This is a genomic window from Collimonas fungivorans (assembly GCF_001584145.1).
GTDB classification, from domain to species: domain Bacteria; phylum Pseudomonadota; class Gammaproteobacteria; order Burkholderiales; family Burkholderiaceae_D; genus Collimonas; species Collimonas fungivorans.
The window spans coordinates 4,052,235-4,067,446 of sequence record NZ_CP013232.1; the positions used below are offsets into that span (position 1 = coordinate 4,052,235).

Genomic DNA, 15,212 nt, shown 5'->3' on the forward strand with positions numbered 1-15,212 from the left:
TTTCTCTTCTTTAAATTTTAGCCTTGGCGATTTCCTGGTTGCGCAAGATGAAGCGCTGCAGTTTGCCGCTAGGGGTTTTTGGCAGTTCAGTTAAAAATTCGATTTCGCGCGGATAAGAATGCGCCGCCAGCCGATGCTTGACGTATTGCTGCAGCTCGGCGACCAGTTCCGCACTGGCTTGGCAGCCTGTACTTAAGACGACAAAAGCCTTGACCAGTTCAGTGCGCTCGGGATCCGGCTTGCCGACCACCGCGGCTTCCATCACCGCCGCATGCTCCAGCAACGCACTTTCGACATCAAACGGGCCTATGCGATAACCGGAGGAAGTAATGATATCGTCGCCGCGTCCGATAAAGCTGATGCTGCCGTCCTGGTTCTTTTCGACCGTATCGCCGGTGATGTAATAATCGCTGTCGCCAGCATCCTGCTGCCAATACCCTTGGAACCAGTACACCGGCGAATGGCGGCGGTCTATCGCCAGCACGCCTGGCTGCCCCGCCGCGAGCTCGTTTTGATCGTCGTCCAGCACCGCCAGCCGGTAGCCGGGCATGGCAAGGCCGGCCGAACCCATGTGCACCTCGTGCTGCAAGCCATGGTGGTTGCACAACACCATGCCCGTTTCAGTCTGGCCGTAATGATCGTTGATCAGGCAGGCAAGGTGTTCGCGGAACCAGCGGATCACCTCCGGATTCAGCGGTTCGCCGGCGCTGCTGACGGCGCGCAGCTGGCCCTTGACCGGCGCCGCTGCTTCGGCGCCGCCGGCAATCAGCAGCCGGTACGCGGTAGGCGAACCGGCGAGATTGGTGATCTTGTATTTCTCAATGATCCGGTAGGTGCTCTCGAGCGTGAACGAACCCTCGTAGAAGGTGATCGCGTGACCCATCAGCATCGGCCCGGTCACGCAATAGTACAAACCATAGGCCCAGCCGGGATCGGCGATATTCCAGAAAGCGTCTTCCGGCCGCACATCCATTGCGTAGCGCGTGTAGACATAAAACGACAGCATCGCCCGCAGCGGCACTGCGACGCCTTTGGCCGGCCCGGTCGTGCCCGAGGTAAACAACATGATGAAAGCGTCGTCAGCCTTGCGCATCACCGGCGCAAACTCGCTCGACTGATGTTCCAGCTCCGGCCAGAAACCGAAGTCGCCGGCCGGTGTTGCATCGGCGACGGTCATGACAGGCGGACAATCCAGCACTTCCTCCAGCTTGTGGCGGTTATCGGCGTCGGTAACGATCAGTTTCGCCTCGCTGGCGGCTACCCGGTATTCAATCGATTTCGAACCGAAGGCGGTGAACAAGGGCTGGTACACCGCGCCGGCGCGCCAGGTGCCGAGGATGGCAACCAGCAGTTCCGGGGTGCGCGGCAGCAAGCCGGCGACGCGGTCGCCGGGCTGGACGCCCTGCTGCTTCAGGAAATTGGCGAAGCGCCCCGACAATTCCTTGAGCTGGGCGAAGGTGTAGCTGGCGCTGCGGCCATCCTTGCCTTCCCAAAGCAATGCAATGCGGCCGGGCGTGGCATGGCGGTCGCAGCATTCGACACAGGCGTTGATGCCGGTTTGCAGGCTGCCGAACAGCTCGGCGGCGATGCTGTCGACATTGAAGTCCGCATAAAACCGGTCATATTCAGGAATGCTGGCGTGCGCAGTTGCAGCCTCGCCTGGAAAAGCAGATGGCATGGGTGTTCTCCTCTAACCTAAAATGGCAGGCTTAATCAGCTCTTGTTGTTGTCAGAAATAAAATTGCTGCAGTCAAGTCTAGAATACTTAGTGACTGGCAGCCATGTCAAAAGCGATCAGCAGGCTTGATCGAAATTGCAATACCGAGGCAAATGGACTTATGGAAGACTGGGAAAAGGGAACGATCGCCATCAGCTTCGTCGATGAAGCGCTGCACAGCATGCGCGAGCGCGGCATGGATACCGAATCGCTGCTGCTGCAGGCCGGCATCGCACCGCGCTGGCTGAAAGAACCGCATGCCCGGGTCGCCGCCGCCAACTACGGCCGGCTGTGGTATTTGATCGCGCATGCCATGGACGATGAATTCTTCGGCATGGACAGCCATCCCATGCGGGTCGGCAGCTTCAACATGCTGTGCCGCGGCGCCCTGCACAGCGCCAATCTCGGCAAAGCCCTGGAACGCATGCTGGATTTCCTGCGGCTGGTGCTGGACGACATGTCGGCGACGCTCTCCGAACAAGACGGCCTGGCGCGCATCGCCATCAGCGACAGCGGCGATCCGCGCCGCATGTTTGCCTACGGCGCCTTCCTGATGATCGTGCACGGCATCGGCAGCTGGCTGATCGGACGCCGCATCCAGTTGCTGTCGGCGGATTTCCGCTGCGCGGAACCGCTAGCCAGCCTGGACTACAAGATCCGCTTTTGCGACCAGGCCCGCTTCAGCCAGCCACAGACCAGCATCACTTTCGACGCGACTTGCCTGGCTTTGCCGATAGTGCAGAACCAGCGCACCCTGCAACCGTTCCTGCGCGAAGCGCCCGGCAACCTGCTGGTGAAATACAGCAGCCACGACAGCCTGGCGGCGACCATCCGCCGCCGCTTGCGCCAGTTGCCGCTGACCGAATGGTCAGATTTCGACAGCTTGTCGAAACAGCTCAACACACCGGCCTCGACCCTGCGCCGCAAGCTCAGCCAGGAGGGCCAGTCGTACCAGGCGATCAAGGACAATTTGCGGCGCGACCTGGCGATCAATTACCTGAGCGGCTCAGTCAAGAGCATAGAAGACATTGCCATCAGCCTTGGTTTCGCCGATTCCAGCGCCTTCCACCGGGCGTTCAAGAAATGGACGGGAAGCAGTCCGGGCGAACATCGGCGGATTTTGTCAGGGGCCTAGCTTATTTGCGCTTGACCGGAGTGAATACCCTTCCATGTATCGCCGACAGAATCGCCTCCACCGCCGGATGTTTGATTTTGCGCTCGTTCGACACTGCATAAAACTGCTCATGCACCTGGTCCAGCTCGCCGATCAGCACCGCACCGAACTGTTCCTCGACATCCGCGGCGAGCGCCGACGGCGCCGGGAACAGGCCCAGACCGTTGCGGCCGAAGGTGTTCAGCAACGCATTGTCATCGAACTCGCCGACCACATCCGGCCGCAGCTCATGCGCTTCGAACCAATGGTCGATGCGGCCGCGGATCACGTTGTTGCGGGTCGGCAGCAGCAGAGGCGCACCGCTCAGGCTGGCCGGGAATTTTGCGCGATAACGCTTGGCCAGCTCCTTGCTGCCGAACAGCGCGATGTCGCTCTCTCCCAGCAAATGGCTGAACACGCGTAACGCCGCACCGGAAGGCGCCGGGCGGTCGGTCAGGACCACATCCAACTTGTGCATGGTGAGGTCGCCCAGCAGCGACTCGAACTTGTCCTCGAAACACACCAGTTTCACCCGCTGCGGCAAGCGCAATGCCGCTTCCAGCAGGCGCGACGAAATCAGCTTCGGCAGCGAATCCGAAATGCCGACCGCCAGCCGCAAGGTGGGCTCATCGTCCGCAGCGGCAAGCGCCTCCTGCATCTGCTCGCCCAGCAGGAAAATCTGGTCGGCATAACCCAGCGCCAGGCGCCCCGCTTCGGTCAATACCAGCCGCCGCCCTTGCGGCGCCAGCAGCGACTTGCCTACCGCCTGCTCCAGCAGCGACAGCTGGGCGCTGACGGTTTGCACCGCCAGTCCGAGCCGTTCGGCAGCGCGCGTAACGCTGCCCTCCTTGGCCACCACCCAGAAATAATGCAGGTGGCGAAAATTCAGTCCCGATGATTTCATTGTTCCGTTTTTCCGAAGTAATTCTTCGATTATCTTCGCTTTTTAAGTTTATGTCGCGGTTATATGATGGTTTCTCCTGAAACGAACTGGAGTCTTTGATGAAACCGACTATCGCCATCGTCGCTACCAAAGGTGTAAAACTCAGCCGCAGGCTGCGCGAGTACGTTATCCATCGCTTGAGCCTGGCGCTCGATCGGAGGCAATACAGCATCCAGGCCATGAAAGTGCGCATCAGCGACCAGAACGGCCCCAAGGGCGGCATCGACAAGCATTGCCAGATCCAGCTGACCTTGCCGGGCTTGCCGACCGTGGTCGTCACCGAAAAAGGAAACGATGTCGCGGCCATGGTCGACCAGGCCGCGCATCGCGCCGCACAAGCCATCGACCGCCTGCTGTCGCGCGCCAAATCGATCCGGCATACCAAATACACGGTGCCGATCAGCGAAACAGCCCTTATCTAATTTTACGAAAGACCATCATGAATAACCGTTACAACACTCTCAGAAACAGCAGCGCCAGGTATGCCGCCACCACGGTAATGGACGGCGCTGCGCTCAAGGTCCTGCGCAATACCTACCTGCTGCTGTCGCTGTGCCTGGGCTTCAGCGCCATCGTCGCCGGCGCCTCGATAGCGTTCAGCCTGCCCGCGCCCGGCATCATCATTACCCTGATCGGCTATTTCGGCTTGCTGTTCCTGGTGACCAAGTATCGCGACCAGGGGCTCGGCGTGGGACTGGTATTCGCCCTGACCGGCTTCATGGGCTACACCCTGGGACCGATCGTCAGCCATTACTTGAGCCTGCCCAACGGCGGCTTGACGGTGATGATGGCGCTGGCCGGCACTGCCGTCATTTTCCTCGGCATGTCCGCTTATGCGCTGGTCACCAAGCGTGACCTGTCATTCATGGGCGGCATGCTGACGGTTGGCGTGCTGGTGGCTTTCGTGGCCGGACTGGCGGCGATCTTCTTCAGCATCTCGGCCTTGTCGCTGACCGTATCCGCGGTGTTCGTGCTGCTGATGTCGGGCATGATCCTGTTTGAAACCAACAATATCGTGCGCGGCGGCGAGACCAATTACGTGATGGCTACCGTCAGCCTGTTCGTCTCGATTTTCAACCTGTTCACCAGCCTGTTGCAGCTGCTGGGATTCGTCAACAAAGAGTAAACCTGCGGCAGGGCCTGCACGGCCTGCCCGCGTTACGTTTGACTATTATGGAGAATGTTTATGTATTGCCCTGTATGCAAGGACAAAGAGCTCGTCATGAGCGAACGGCAGAGTATCGAGATCGATTACTGCCCTGGTTGCCGCGGCGTCTGGCTGGACCGCGGCGAACTGGACAAGATCATCCAGCAATCAACCCATGAATTGACCAGCGCCAGGGCGCAACCGGCAGCTCCGGCACGGCACCAGCCTGAATATCGCCCCGAGCAGCACGGATCGCAGTACAGCGCGCAGTACAACGATCATCGCCGGCCGAAGAAAAAAGAGAGTTTCTGGCAAGAGCTGTTCGACTGAACCATGTGGACTAGCCGGGGGACAGGATCAAGCATCCTGTCCCCCGTCCTTGTTTACACTTCCTGCTTGGCAGAGATGGCGTTTGCCACTACCAGCGCCGTCATGTTGACCACCCGGCGCACCGTCGCCGACGGATTCAGGATATGCACCGGCGCTGCGGCGCCCAGCAATACCGGTCCCACCGTAACGCCCTGCCCGCCAGTCATCTTCAACACGTTGAACAGGATATTGGCGGCATCCAGGTTAGGCGTCACCAGCACGTTGGCGTCGCCGCTCAGCGTGGATTTCGGCAGGAACTGCGCCCTCACCTCTGCGCTCAAGGCTGCATCGCCGTGCATCTCGCCATCGGCTTCGACATCCGGCATGCGCTTGACGAACAAGTCGCGCGCGGCGCGCATCTTCTTGGCCGACGGCCGCGTGCTGGAACCGAACATCGAGTGCGACAGGAACGCCACCTTGGGCGGCACACCGAAGCGCCTTACCTCTTCCACCGCCATCGCCGCGATGTCGGCCAGCTGCTCGGCATCCGGATCGTCGTTGACGAAGGTATCGGCGATGAACAAGGTATGCTTGTCCAGCACCAGGCCGTTCATGGTGGCGAAACACTTGGCGCCTTCGCGCAGGCCGATGATGTCGCTCACATGTTCCAGGTGGTTGTCGAAACGTCCCACCAGGCCGCACAGCATGCCGTCGGCGTCGCCCAGCTTGACCAGCAGCGAAGCGATGGTGGTGTTGGAACGGCGCAAGGTCGACTTCGCCATCTCGGGCGTGACGCCGTCGCGCGCCTTGATCTCGTGATAGGTTTCCCAGTACTGGCGGAAACGCACATCGTCTTCCGGATTGATCAGTTCGAAATCGCGTCCAGCCTGCAAGCGCAAGCCGGCGCGCTTGATGCGCGCCTCGATCACTGCCGGACGGCCGATCAGGATTGGCCGCACCAGTTTTTCTTCCAGTGCGATCTGCACCGCGCGCAATACGCGCTCGTCCTCGCCCTCGGCGTAGACGATGCGTTGCGGCTCGCCGCGCGCGGCAACGAACACCGGACGCATGAACATGCCGGTATGGCTGACAAAACGCATCAGCGACTGGCGGTAAGCTTCCATGTCCTTGATCGGGCGTGTCGCCACGCCCGATTCTTCGGCGGCGCGGGCAACCGCAGGCGCAATACGCAGGATCAGGCGCGAATCGAATGGCTTCGGAATGATGTATTCCGGACCGAAATGCAGTTCCTGGCCGGCATAGGCGGACGCCACTTCTTCGCTGATCTCGGCCTTGGTCAGGTCGGCGATCTCGCGCACACAGGCGACCTTCATCGCTTCCGTGATGCTGGTAGCGCCGCAGTCCAGCGCGCCGCGGAAAATGTAGGGGAAGCACAGCACATTGTTGACCTGGTTCGGATAGTCCGAACGGCCGGTGGCGATGATGCAGTCCGGCCGCGCTTCCAGCGCCAGCTCAGGACGGATTTCCGGTTCCGGATTGGCCAGCGCCAGGATGATGGGCTGCGAACCCATGGCCTTGACCATGTCCTGGGTCAGCACGCCAGGCGCCGAGCAGCCGAGGAACACGTCGGCATCGACGATCGCATCGCCCAGGGTGCGGGCATTGGTGGTCTGCTGGTAGCGCTGCTTGGATACATCCAGCTTGTCTTCGCGCTTGTCATGGATCACGCCGCGCGAATCGCAGACAAAAATGTTTTCACGCTTGACGCCCAGCTCGACCATCAGGTCCAGGCAGGCGATCGCCGCAGCGCCGGCGCCGGAAGCCACCAGCTTGACTTCGCCGATTTTCTTGTTGACCAGCTCCAGGCCGTTCAGCAGGGCCGCCGAGGAAATGATGGCGGTGCCGTGCTGGTCGTCGTGGAAGACCGGGATCTTCATGCGCTCGCGCAGCTTCTTTTCGATATAGAAGCATTCCGGCGCCTTGATGTCTTCCAGGTTGATGCCGCCCAGGGTCGGCTCCAGCGCGGCGATGATCTCGACCAGCTTGTCCGGGTCGCGCTCGGCCAGTTCGATGTCGAACACGTCGATGCCGGCGAAATTGTGGAACAGGCAGCCCTTGCCTTCCATCACCGGCTTGCCGGCCAGCGGGCCGATGTCGCCCAGGCCCAGCACCGCGGTGCCGTTGGTGACCACGCCCACCAGGTTGGCGCGCGAAGTGTATTCCACCGCCATTTCCGGATCTTCGTGGATCGCCAGGCAGGCATACGCCACACCGGGCGAATACGCCAGCGACAAGTCGCGCTGGTTCGACAGGGGCTTGGTCGGCACCACGGCGATCTTGCCGCGCGTCGGGCTGCGGTGATATTCCAGCGCCGCATCGCGCAGGGCCTGTTCGGCCGCAGAAAGAGTGGTTGGGGTGCTCATTGATGGTCTCCTGGATACGCTAATGAAAATTCGGTGGCAGCGACATTATCACAATGTCTATCGATGCGGTTTCCCGGCGGCCGATATCTCTGCTGGGGAAGATGCTGTTCGGAAAGGGAAATTATCTCGTGGGATCGTGGTTTGAATTGTGCGGCTCATGGCAAATGGTAGACGAATCCCGGGCAACTTGCAGCGTTACCGCGAAAAATACCGGCCTGATTTATCCCGCAGTGCCGCATAAAAAAAGCCCGCGCATGCGGGCTTGCCATCAGAAGCTCACTGCCATCATGTCAATGTCAAGCTGCGACGCTGCTTTCCAGCGGCTGCAGCACCAGCAGGGTCTCATAACTCCAGCGCGTCCAGCTCGAAGCCACGCCCAGCCGCGCGGTATTCGGACGGATCTTCGGCTTGTGGATCGCAACCCGGATTTCATCCAGCATGGTGAATTCGCGGAACGACAGGCTGGCGACTTCCGACGCCAGCGTCTCCAGCAGGCGGGTGTGCGGCTTGGCCTGCAGGAAAGCCGTGACCACGCCGCAGTAATGATCGTAGTCGATCACCGAAGCGGCATCGTCATCGTGCTGGCCGCCGGTGCGGTAGGACAGCTCGATATCCAGCTCCACCGCCTGCGCCTTCTCATGCTCGTGCGGATGCAGGCCGACCCGCGTCGTCGTCGACAAGGCTTCGACGAAGATCTGCCAGCGGACGCCGCTGGCGATGTTTTCGTTTTTCATCGGAGGTACTCCTGGCAGGCGTCCAGCAAGATACGGCCGAAATAATCGGCGAAGCTGCGCCGGATCACCAGTTCATACGCATCATCGGCCAACGGCCGCAGCAAGACGCCAGCCTTGAAGAAATGACTTTGGGCGCATTGGCCAAGCTTGAACGCGGCCGGATGAAAGTCCAGCGGACAACCTTTCCGCAGTACCTCGCGCGCCTTTTTCCCGCTGAGCACCAGGCTGGTGTTGCCGCTGCTGATATCCACCACCGAGGCAAACTGTCCCGCCAGTGCGCCGGCCAGGTCGCTGCCTAACGCCGGCAGGCGCGGCTGTTTCGACTGGATCAGCCATTCATTGGGCGCCAGCCAGTAGATGGTGAACTGTTCACTCTCCGTGACCGTGTTCGGCTGCAGCGGCAAAACCGCGCCGGTGAGGCCCTTGACCGCCTTCTGCAGCACAGCGGAATCCGCTTCGCCCTTGAGGTTGATCAATTCGAGGAAGGGCTTCTCTTCCATGCTGACGGCCGCGTTGGCGCCGACCGCAAGCGACGCCAGCATCTGCGTCAGTTCGGTGAACGGCGACTCTTGCTGCACCTGGAAAAGCTGGGTTTCATTCAACATGTTGACGGACTCCTTCTGCATCGTAAAACACCAGGCTGCTGATCTTGGCCGCGAGATTGCGTCCGTTCGCCAGCGGAATGCTGACTTCCTGCCCCATCTTGCCGAGGCCGCCCTTGATCAGCGCAAACGCGATCGAACGCTGCAGGATCGGGCTGAAATAACTGGACGTCACATGGCCAATCATGTCGGCGATCGGTTCATTGCTCGGCTCTGCCAGGATCTGGCTGCCTTCCGGCAGCACAACATCCTTATCCTCGCTGAGCAGGCCGACCAGCTGCTTGCGGTCGCTGCGCGCAGTATCGGAACGTATCAGCGAACGCTTGCCGAGGAAATCCTTGGACTTGGCGACCAGGCCGCCCATGCCGAGGTCGAACGGCGTCACCGAACCGTCGGTATCCTGGCCGACGATGATGTAGCCTTTTTCTGCACGCAGCACGTGCATGGTCTCTGTGCCGTAAGGCGTGATGTCGAATTCCTTGCCGGCTTCGATGATCGCATCCCAGATGGCGCGTCCCATATTGGCCGGCACGTTCACCTCATACGACAGTTCACCCGAAAAACTGATGCGCATGATGCGGGTGAAGACGCTGTTGATGCTGCCTTCGCGGAACGACATGAACGGGAATTTCTCGTTCGAGAAATCGATGTCCTTGCACACCTTCTGCAGCACGCGGCGGGCATTTGGCCCGACTACTGCAAAGGTCGCGAAATGATCGGTCACCGACGTCAGGTTGACCTTCAGGTGCGGCCATTCGGTCTGCAGCCAGCGCTCCATCCAGTCCAGCACGCGCGCCGCGCCGCCGGTGGTGGTGCTCATCAGGAAATGCTGTTCGCCCAGGCGCACCGTGACGCCGTCGTCGAACACCATGCCGTTTTCATCGAGCATCAGGCCGTAGCGGCACTTGCCGACTTCCAGCTTGTTCCACGGATTGGTGTAGATCCAGTTCAGCAAGGTCACCGCATCCGGTCCCTGCACATCGATCTTGCCCAGGGTCGAGGCATCCAGGATGCCGACGCTGTTGCGCGCTGCCAGGCATTCGCGCGCCACCGCGGCATGCAGGTCTTCCTTGCCGCGCGGGTAATACCATGGCCGCTTCCAGTTGCCGACGTCTTCAAACAAGGCGCCCTGCTCCTGGTGCCACGGATGGATGCAGGTCTTGCGGATCGGCGTCAGGAACTCGCCCAGTTCGCGTCCGGCCACTGTGCCGAAGGTCACCGGCGTGTAGTTCGGGCGGAAGGTAGTGGTGCCGGTTTCCGGGATGGTCTTGCCCAGCACTTCAGCCAGGATCGCCATGCCGTTGATATTGCCGAGCTTGCCCTGGTCGGTGCCGAAGCCCAGTGCGGTATAACGCTTGACGTGTTCCACCGAATGATAGCCTTCGCGCGCTGCCAGGTAGATATCTGCCGCCGAAACGTCGTTCTGGTAATCGACGAACTGCTTGGGGCCGCGGCCCACCTGCTTGCGGTCACCCACCAGCCACAAAGGCATGATGGCGGCTTCGGACAACTCCACCACTTTCCAGCTGGGCAGCGCTACCGGCTTCAACCCTACTGCAACAATCGCTTGCTGTGCTGCCAAGGCACCGTCGCGCAAGGCGCCGCTCAGGCTGAAATCGCCATTGGCGGCGCCTGCGCTGGTTTCCTTTTGCATCGCCGAGCCCGGTACAAAACAGGCTTTTTCATTGCTCCAGTGCGCCTTGCCGCCGGATTGCGCAAACAGGTGGATCACCGGGTTCCAGCCGCCCGACACGCCTAGTAAGTCGCAGGAGATCGAGGTAATGAACTGCCCCGGCACGCCGTCCTGGTGGCGCGCTACCTCCACCATCTTGACATGGCGGCTGCCGCTGGCAGTCACCACCACAGCGTCGTTGATGATGTTGACGCCCTGCCTCCTGGCGGCGGCCGGCAAGCTGCTGCCGCTGCTGTTTCCAGCCGGACGCGGATCGACCACCGTCACTTCTGCGCCGTTAGCCTTCAGGTCCAGCGCGGTCTGGTAAGCATCGTCATTATTGGTGAAGATCACCGCCTTGCGCCCCGGCAGCACGCCGTAGCGGTGGATATAGGTCGATACTGCCGACGCCAGCATGATGCCCGGCAAGTCATTGTTGCCGAATACGATAGGCCGCTCATGCGCGCCGGTGGCCAGTATCACGTGTTTGGCGCGCACCTTCCACAAGCGCTCGCGCACCGGTCCGCGCGCCGCCAGCGGCAGGTGCTCGCTCAGACGCTGGGTCACGGTCAGCAGGTTATGGTCCTGGTAGCCGAACACCGTGCTGCGCGACAAAATCGTGACTTCCGGCAAACGCCGCAAATCGTCCGTTATCTTTGCCACCCACGCTGCAGCGGGCAAGCCATCGATCATGGCCGGCCCGGACAACAGGCTGCCGCCCAGTTCCGACTGGTCGTCGGCCAGCACCACTCGTGCACCCGAACTGGCAGCGACCCAGGCCGCAGCCAGGCCGGCCGGGCCTGCGCCCGCCACCAGCACATCGCAATGGGCATAGGTCTTTTCATAGCGGTCAGGATCGAGCGCGGTGGGCGCCTTGCCGAAACCGGCTGCTTCGCGTATTACTTCTTCGTACTTGCCCCACCAGCTGCGCGGCCACTTGAATGTCTTGTAATAGAAACCGGCCGGGATGAAGCGGGCGAACAGCTGGTTCACCGCCATCCGGTCATTCTCGATGCTGGGACTGGCGTTGACGCTGGTGGCGCTCAAGCCCTGGTACAGCTCGATTTCGGTGGCGCGCGCGTTCGGCACCGTATAAGCGCCGGTTTCCAGCTGCACCAGCGCATTCGGTTCTTCCACGCCGGCCGTGACGATGCCGCGCGGACGATGGTATTTCCAGCTGCGCGCCACAAAATGCACGCCGTTCGCCAGCAGCGCCGATGCCAGCGTATCGCCCTGGTAACCCTGGTAACTCTTGCCGTTGAAGGTAAAACCGAGCGCCGCGCCGCGGTCTATGCGGCCGCCGCTCTGCAGTCGATGCGTTTGACTGTTGCTCATGTTGCGCTCCCTGTTTCAGTCTTTTCGCCGAACTTGCTGTAACCGAGGAATTCGTAGGTGACGGTGTCGCGCTCGGCCATGAACCAGCGCCGGCAGCCATGGCTGTGCAGCCACTGCTCGCGGTGCACGCCGCGCGGATTCTTGCGCATGAAGAGGTAGTCGCCCCAGGCTTCGTCGCTGATGTTTTCGGTGTCCAGCGGGCGTGCAATGTCAGCTTCGCCGCCGCAATGGAACTCACTCTCGGCGCGCGGCCCGCACCAAGGGCAGGTAATCAATAACATGATGGATCTCCAGGCAGATAGCGGGAATTAGTGAATTTCAGTGGGCCACGGCGGCGGCGCCGTGTTCGTCGATCAGGTGGCCGTTGTAGAAACGGTCCAGCGCAAACGGCGCATTCAGGGGATGCGGATTGTCGTTGGCAATCGTGTGGGCGAACACCCAGCCCGAGCCCGGCGTAGCCTTGAAGCCGCCGGTGCCCCAGCCGCAGTTGAAGTACAGGCCCTTGACCGGGGTCTTGGAAATGATCGGGCAGGCATCCGGCGAAACGTCTACGATCCCGCCCCACTGCCGGTTCATGCGGACCCGGCTCAGCACCGGGAACATTTCGACAATCGCCTGCAAAGTTCCTTCTATCACGTGGTAACTGCCACGCTGGCCGTAGCCGGTGTACTGGTCGACGCCGGCGCCGATCACCAGGTCGCCCTTGTCGGACTGGCTGATATAGGCGTGCACAGCATTCGACATCACCACCGTATCGATGATCGGCTTGATCGGCTCCGACACCAGCGCCTGCAAAGGGTGGCTCTCCAGCGGCAGGCGGATGCCGGCCATGGCCGCCAATACGCTGGAATGGCCGGCTGCCACTACCGCTACTTTCTTGGCCTTGATAAAACCTTTGACCGTATCGACGCCGGTCACCGCGCCATTCTCGCGCCGGATCCCGGTGACGCCGCAGTTCTGCAGGATATCGACGCCGCGCTCGTCGGCGCCGCGGGCAAATCCCCACGCCACCGCATCGTGCCGCGCCACGCCGCCACGGCGCTGGAAGGAAGCGCCCAGCACCGGGTAATGGCTGTTCAGGTTAATGATCGGCACGATTTCCTTGACCTGCGCCGGCGTCAGCCATTCGGCATCGACGCCGTTGAGGCGGTTGGCGTTGATGCGGCGGTCGGTATCGCGCACGTCCTGCAAGGTATGCGCCAGGTTCATCACGCCGCGCTGGCTGAACATGACGTTGTAGTTCAGGTCCTGCGACAAGCCTTCCCACAGCTGCATGGCTTTTTCATACAGCATGGCCGACTCGTCCCACAGGTAGTTCGAGCGCACGATGGTAGTGTTGCGCGCGGTGTTGCCGCCGCCTATCCAGCCTTTTTCAATCACCGCGATATTGCGCAGGCCGTGCACCTTGGCCAGGTAATAGGCAGTAGCCAGGCCGTGGCCGCCGCCGCCGACGATGACGATGTCGTATTCCTTTTTCGGTTCCGGACTTTTCCAGGCCCGCTGCCAGTTCTCATGATAGGAGAGCCCATTGCGGATCAGGCTGAATATCGAATAATTGCTCATACACTCCTCAAAGTTCCGGAACCGCTGTTACAGTCCGCTATTAGTTAGCACTCAAAGTCAGCACTCAATCACATTTACCGCCAAACCACCACGTGATGTTTCTTTGTATTTGGTCTTCATGTCGGCGCCGGTCTGCATCATGGTCTTGATTACATTGTCCAGCGATACATAATGTTTGCCGTTGCCGCGCAAAGCCATGCGGGCAGCGTTGATCGCCTTCACCGCACCCATCGCGTTGCGTTCTATGCAGGGAATCTGCACCAGTCCGCCGACCGGATCGCAGGTCATGCCGAGGTTGTGTTCCATGCCGATTTCAGCGGCATTCTCGATCTGCTCCGGCGTACCGCCCAAGACCGCAGCCAAGGCTCCCGCAGCCATCGAACAGGCAACTCCGACCTCGCCCTGGCAGCCGACTTCGGCGCCGGAGATGGAAGCGTTTTCCTTGTAGATCAGGCCGATCGCCGCCGCCGTCAGCATGAAAGTCATGACTCCATCCTTGTTGGAACCCGGAATGAACTTGGTGTAGTAATGCAGCACCGCCGGTAACACGCCTGCCGCGCCATTGGTAGGCGCCGTGACGATGCGTCCGCCGGCGGCGTTTTCTTCATTCACCGCCATCGCATACAGGTTGACCCAGTCCAGCATCGACAAAGGATCGGTGAACGATTCCTCGGAGCGATCCTTCAGCTGCCGGTACAACTCGGAGGCGCGGCGCTTGACCCGCATCGGGCCGGGCAGTTCGCCGTCTATCGAGCAGCCGCGCTTTACCGCCGCCGCCATTACATCCCAGATGCCCAGCAGCTTGGTCCGCACTTCTTCCGCCGAACGCCAGTGCTTTTCGTTTTCCATCATCAGCGCGGCAATCGTCAAGCCGCTTTCGGTGCACATGCGCAGCAGGTCGTCGCCAGAATGGAACGGGTACGGCAGGCCGCCTTCGCTCTGCACGCTGCCCGCCTGCACCAGATTGACGCGCTGGCCTTCCTTGCTGACCACAAAACCGCCGCCGACCGAGTAGTATTCTTTTTCCGCAATCACGCTGGCGGCAGCATCCAGGGCAACAAAACGCATGCCGTTCGGATGTTGCGGCAAGGCTTCGCGGCGGAAAAACAGTACATGCTCTTTTTCCACGCAGCCAATGGCGTGGCTGCCATTCAGCAGCAGTTTCTTCGAGCTGCGGATTTCCGCCAGCCGCGGCTCGACATGGTCCGGATCGATGCTGTCCGGCAGGTTGCCTTCCAGTCCAAGCAGCACGGCCTTGTCGCTGCCGTGGCCCTTGCCGGTCGCGCCCAGCGAACCGTACAGCTCGACCCTGACCGCATGCACTGCATCGAGCAGGCCGGCATCATGCAAATGCGCAGCAAATCGATTGGCGGCAATCATCGGTCCCACCGTATGCGAACTGGAGGGGCCGATGCCGACCTTGAATAAATCGAATGTGCTGATGTTCATAGAAAATCCGATTGGCTGTACTGGCAAATGCGCTGGTAAAACATGATGCTTAGGTTCATGACAACTCCTGGTTGGGTTGAAGTATTTTTCCCGGCAAACGGCAGCAAGCGCACGAGACACGACAACGCCAGGGTACAGCGCAACACGGCTGATTTCGGTCTCAAACCATCTCGTGTTGCAGTGCTATTCCTTGGCATCATTTTG

13 protein-coding genes are annotated in these 15,212 nt (G+C 60.8%); 4 read left to right on the plus strand and 9 right to left on the minus strand.

Annotation, left to right across the window (positions count from 1 at the left end; all coding sequences use genetic code 11):
- Positions 1-10: 10 nt before the first annotated feature.
- Complete coding sequence (locus CFter6_RS17555) at positions 11-1,678, minus strand: AMP-binding protein (RefSeq protein WP_236904356.1); 1,668 nt, start codon at positions 1,676-1,678, stop codon at positions 11-13.
- A gap of 160 nt (positions 1,679-1,838) precedes the next feature.
- Between CFter6_RS17555 and CFter6_RS17560 the strand changes: the two genes are divergently transcribed.
- Positions 1,839-2,852: an AraC family transcriptional regulator gene (locus CFter6_RS17560; RefSeq protein WP_061541015.1), complete on the plus strand. Its 1,014-nt coding sequence runs from the start codon at positions 1,839-1,841 to the stop codon at positions 2,850-2,852.
- A gap of 1 nt (position 2,853) precedes the next feature.
- Here the strand turns inward: CFter6_RS17560 and nhaR are convergent, their stop codons facing one another.
- Positions 2,854-3,774 carry a transcriptional activator NhaR gene (gene nhaR, locus CFter6_RS17565; protein WP_014007051.1) on the minus strand — a complete coding sequence of 307 codons (921 nt, stop codon included), beginning with the start codon at positions 3,772-3,774 and terminating at the stop codon, positions 2,854-2,856.
- A 98-nt stretch (positions 3,775-3,872) separates the two neighbouring features.
- On the opposite strand from nhaR, the gene CFter6_RS17570 reads away from it, so the two are divergent.
- The 3 genes from CFter6_RS17570 to CFter6_RS17580 are packed head-to-tail and all read left to right on the plus strand — an operon-like array spanning position 3,873 to position 5,290.
- A complete protein-coding gene (locus CFter6_RS17570) occupies positions 3,873-4,235 on the plus strand; it encodes an HPF/RaiA family ribosome-associated protein (RefSeq protein ID WP_061541016.1) in 363 nt (120 codons plus the stop codon).
- A 17-nt stretch (positions 4,236-4,252) separates the two neighbouring features.
- The gene (locus CFter6_RS17575; RefSeq protein ID WP_061541017.1) at positions 4,253-4,939 is read left to right on the plus strand and encodes a Bax inhibitor-1/YccA family protein; all 687 of its coding nucleotides are present in this window, start codon (positions 4,253-4,255) and stop codon (positions 4,937-4,939) included.
- Between the two features lie 60 nt (positions 4,940-4,999).
- Positions 5,000-5,290, plus strand: a complete 291-nt coding sequence (locus CFter6_RS17580; protein WP_061541018.1) for a TFIIB-type zinc ribbon-containing protein — start codon at positions 5,000-5,002, stop codon at positions 5,288-5,290.
- A 53-nt stretch (positions 5,291-5,343) separates the two neighbouring features.
- Here the strand turns inward: CFter6_RS17580 and CFter6_RS17585 are convergent, their stop codons facing one another.
- From CFter6_RS17585 to CFter6_RS17615, 7 genes are all read right to left on the minus strand, one after another.
- Positions 5,344-7,653 carry an NADP-dependent malic enzyme gene (locus CFter6_RS17585; RefSeq protein ID WP_061541019.1) on the minus strand — a complete coding sequence of 770 codons (2,310 nt, stop codon included), beginning with the start codon at positions 7,651-7,653 and terminating at the stop codon, positions 5,344-5,346.
- A gap of 296 nt (positions 7,654-7,949) precedes the next feature.
- Positions 7,950-8,387, minus strand: a complete 438-nt coding sequence (locus CFter6_RS17590; RefSeq protein WP_236904358.1) for a dihydroneopterin aldolase — start codon at positions 8,385-8,387, stop codon at positions 7,950-7,952.
- Positions 8,384-8,992, minus strand: coding sequence for a sarcosine oxidase subunit gamma (locus CFter6_RS17595; RefSeq protein WP_236904360.1), 609 nt, complete (start codon positions 8,990-8,992; stop codon positions 8,384-8,386). The genes CFter6_RS17590 and CFter6_RS17595 overlap by 4 nt, the downstream gene beginning before the upstream one ends.
- On the minus strand, positions 8,982-11,996 hold the full coding sequence (locus CFter6_RS17600) for a sarcosine oxidase subunit alpha family protein (RefSeq protein WP_061541022.1): 3,015 nt from the start codon (positions 11,994-11,996) through the stop codon (positions 8,982-8,984). Before CFter6_RS17600 ends, CFter6_RS17595 begins: the two co-directional genes overlap by 11 nt.
- Positions 11,993-12,277: a sarcosine oxidase subunit delta gene (locus CFter6_RS17605; RefSeq protein WP_061541023.1), complete on the minus strand. Its 285-nt coding sequence runs from the start codon at positions 12,275-12,277 to the stop codon at positions 11,993-11,995. The genes CFter6_RS17600 and CFter6_RS17605 overlap by 4 nt, the downstream gene beginning before the upstream one ends.
- Before the next feature lie 37 nt (positions 12,278-12,314).
- On the minus strand, positions 12,315-13,559 hold the full coding sequence (locus CFter6_RS17610) for a sarcosine oxidase subunit beta family protein (protein WP_014007060.1): 1,245 nt from the start codon (positions 13,557-13,559) through the stop codon (positions 12,315-12,317).
- A 57-nt stretch (positions 13,560-13,616) separates the two neighbouring features.
- Positions 13,617-15,035 carry an L-serine ammonia-lyase gene (locus CFter6_RS17615; protein WP_417924775.1) on the minus strand — a complete coding sequence of 473 codons (1,419 nt, stop codon included), beginning with the start codon at positions 15,033-15,035 and terminating at the stop codon, positions 13,617-13,619.
- Between the last annotated feature and the right edge of the window lie 177 nt (positions 15,036-15,212).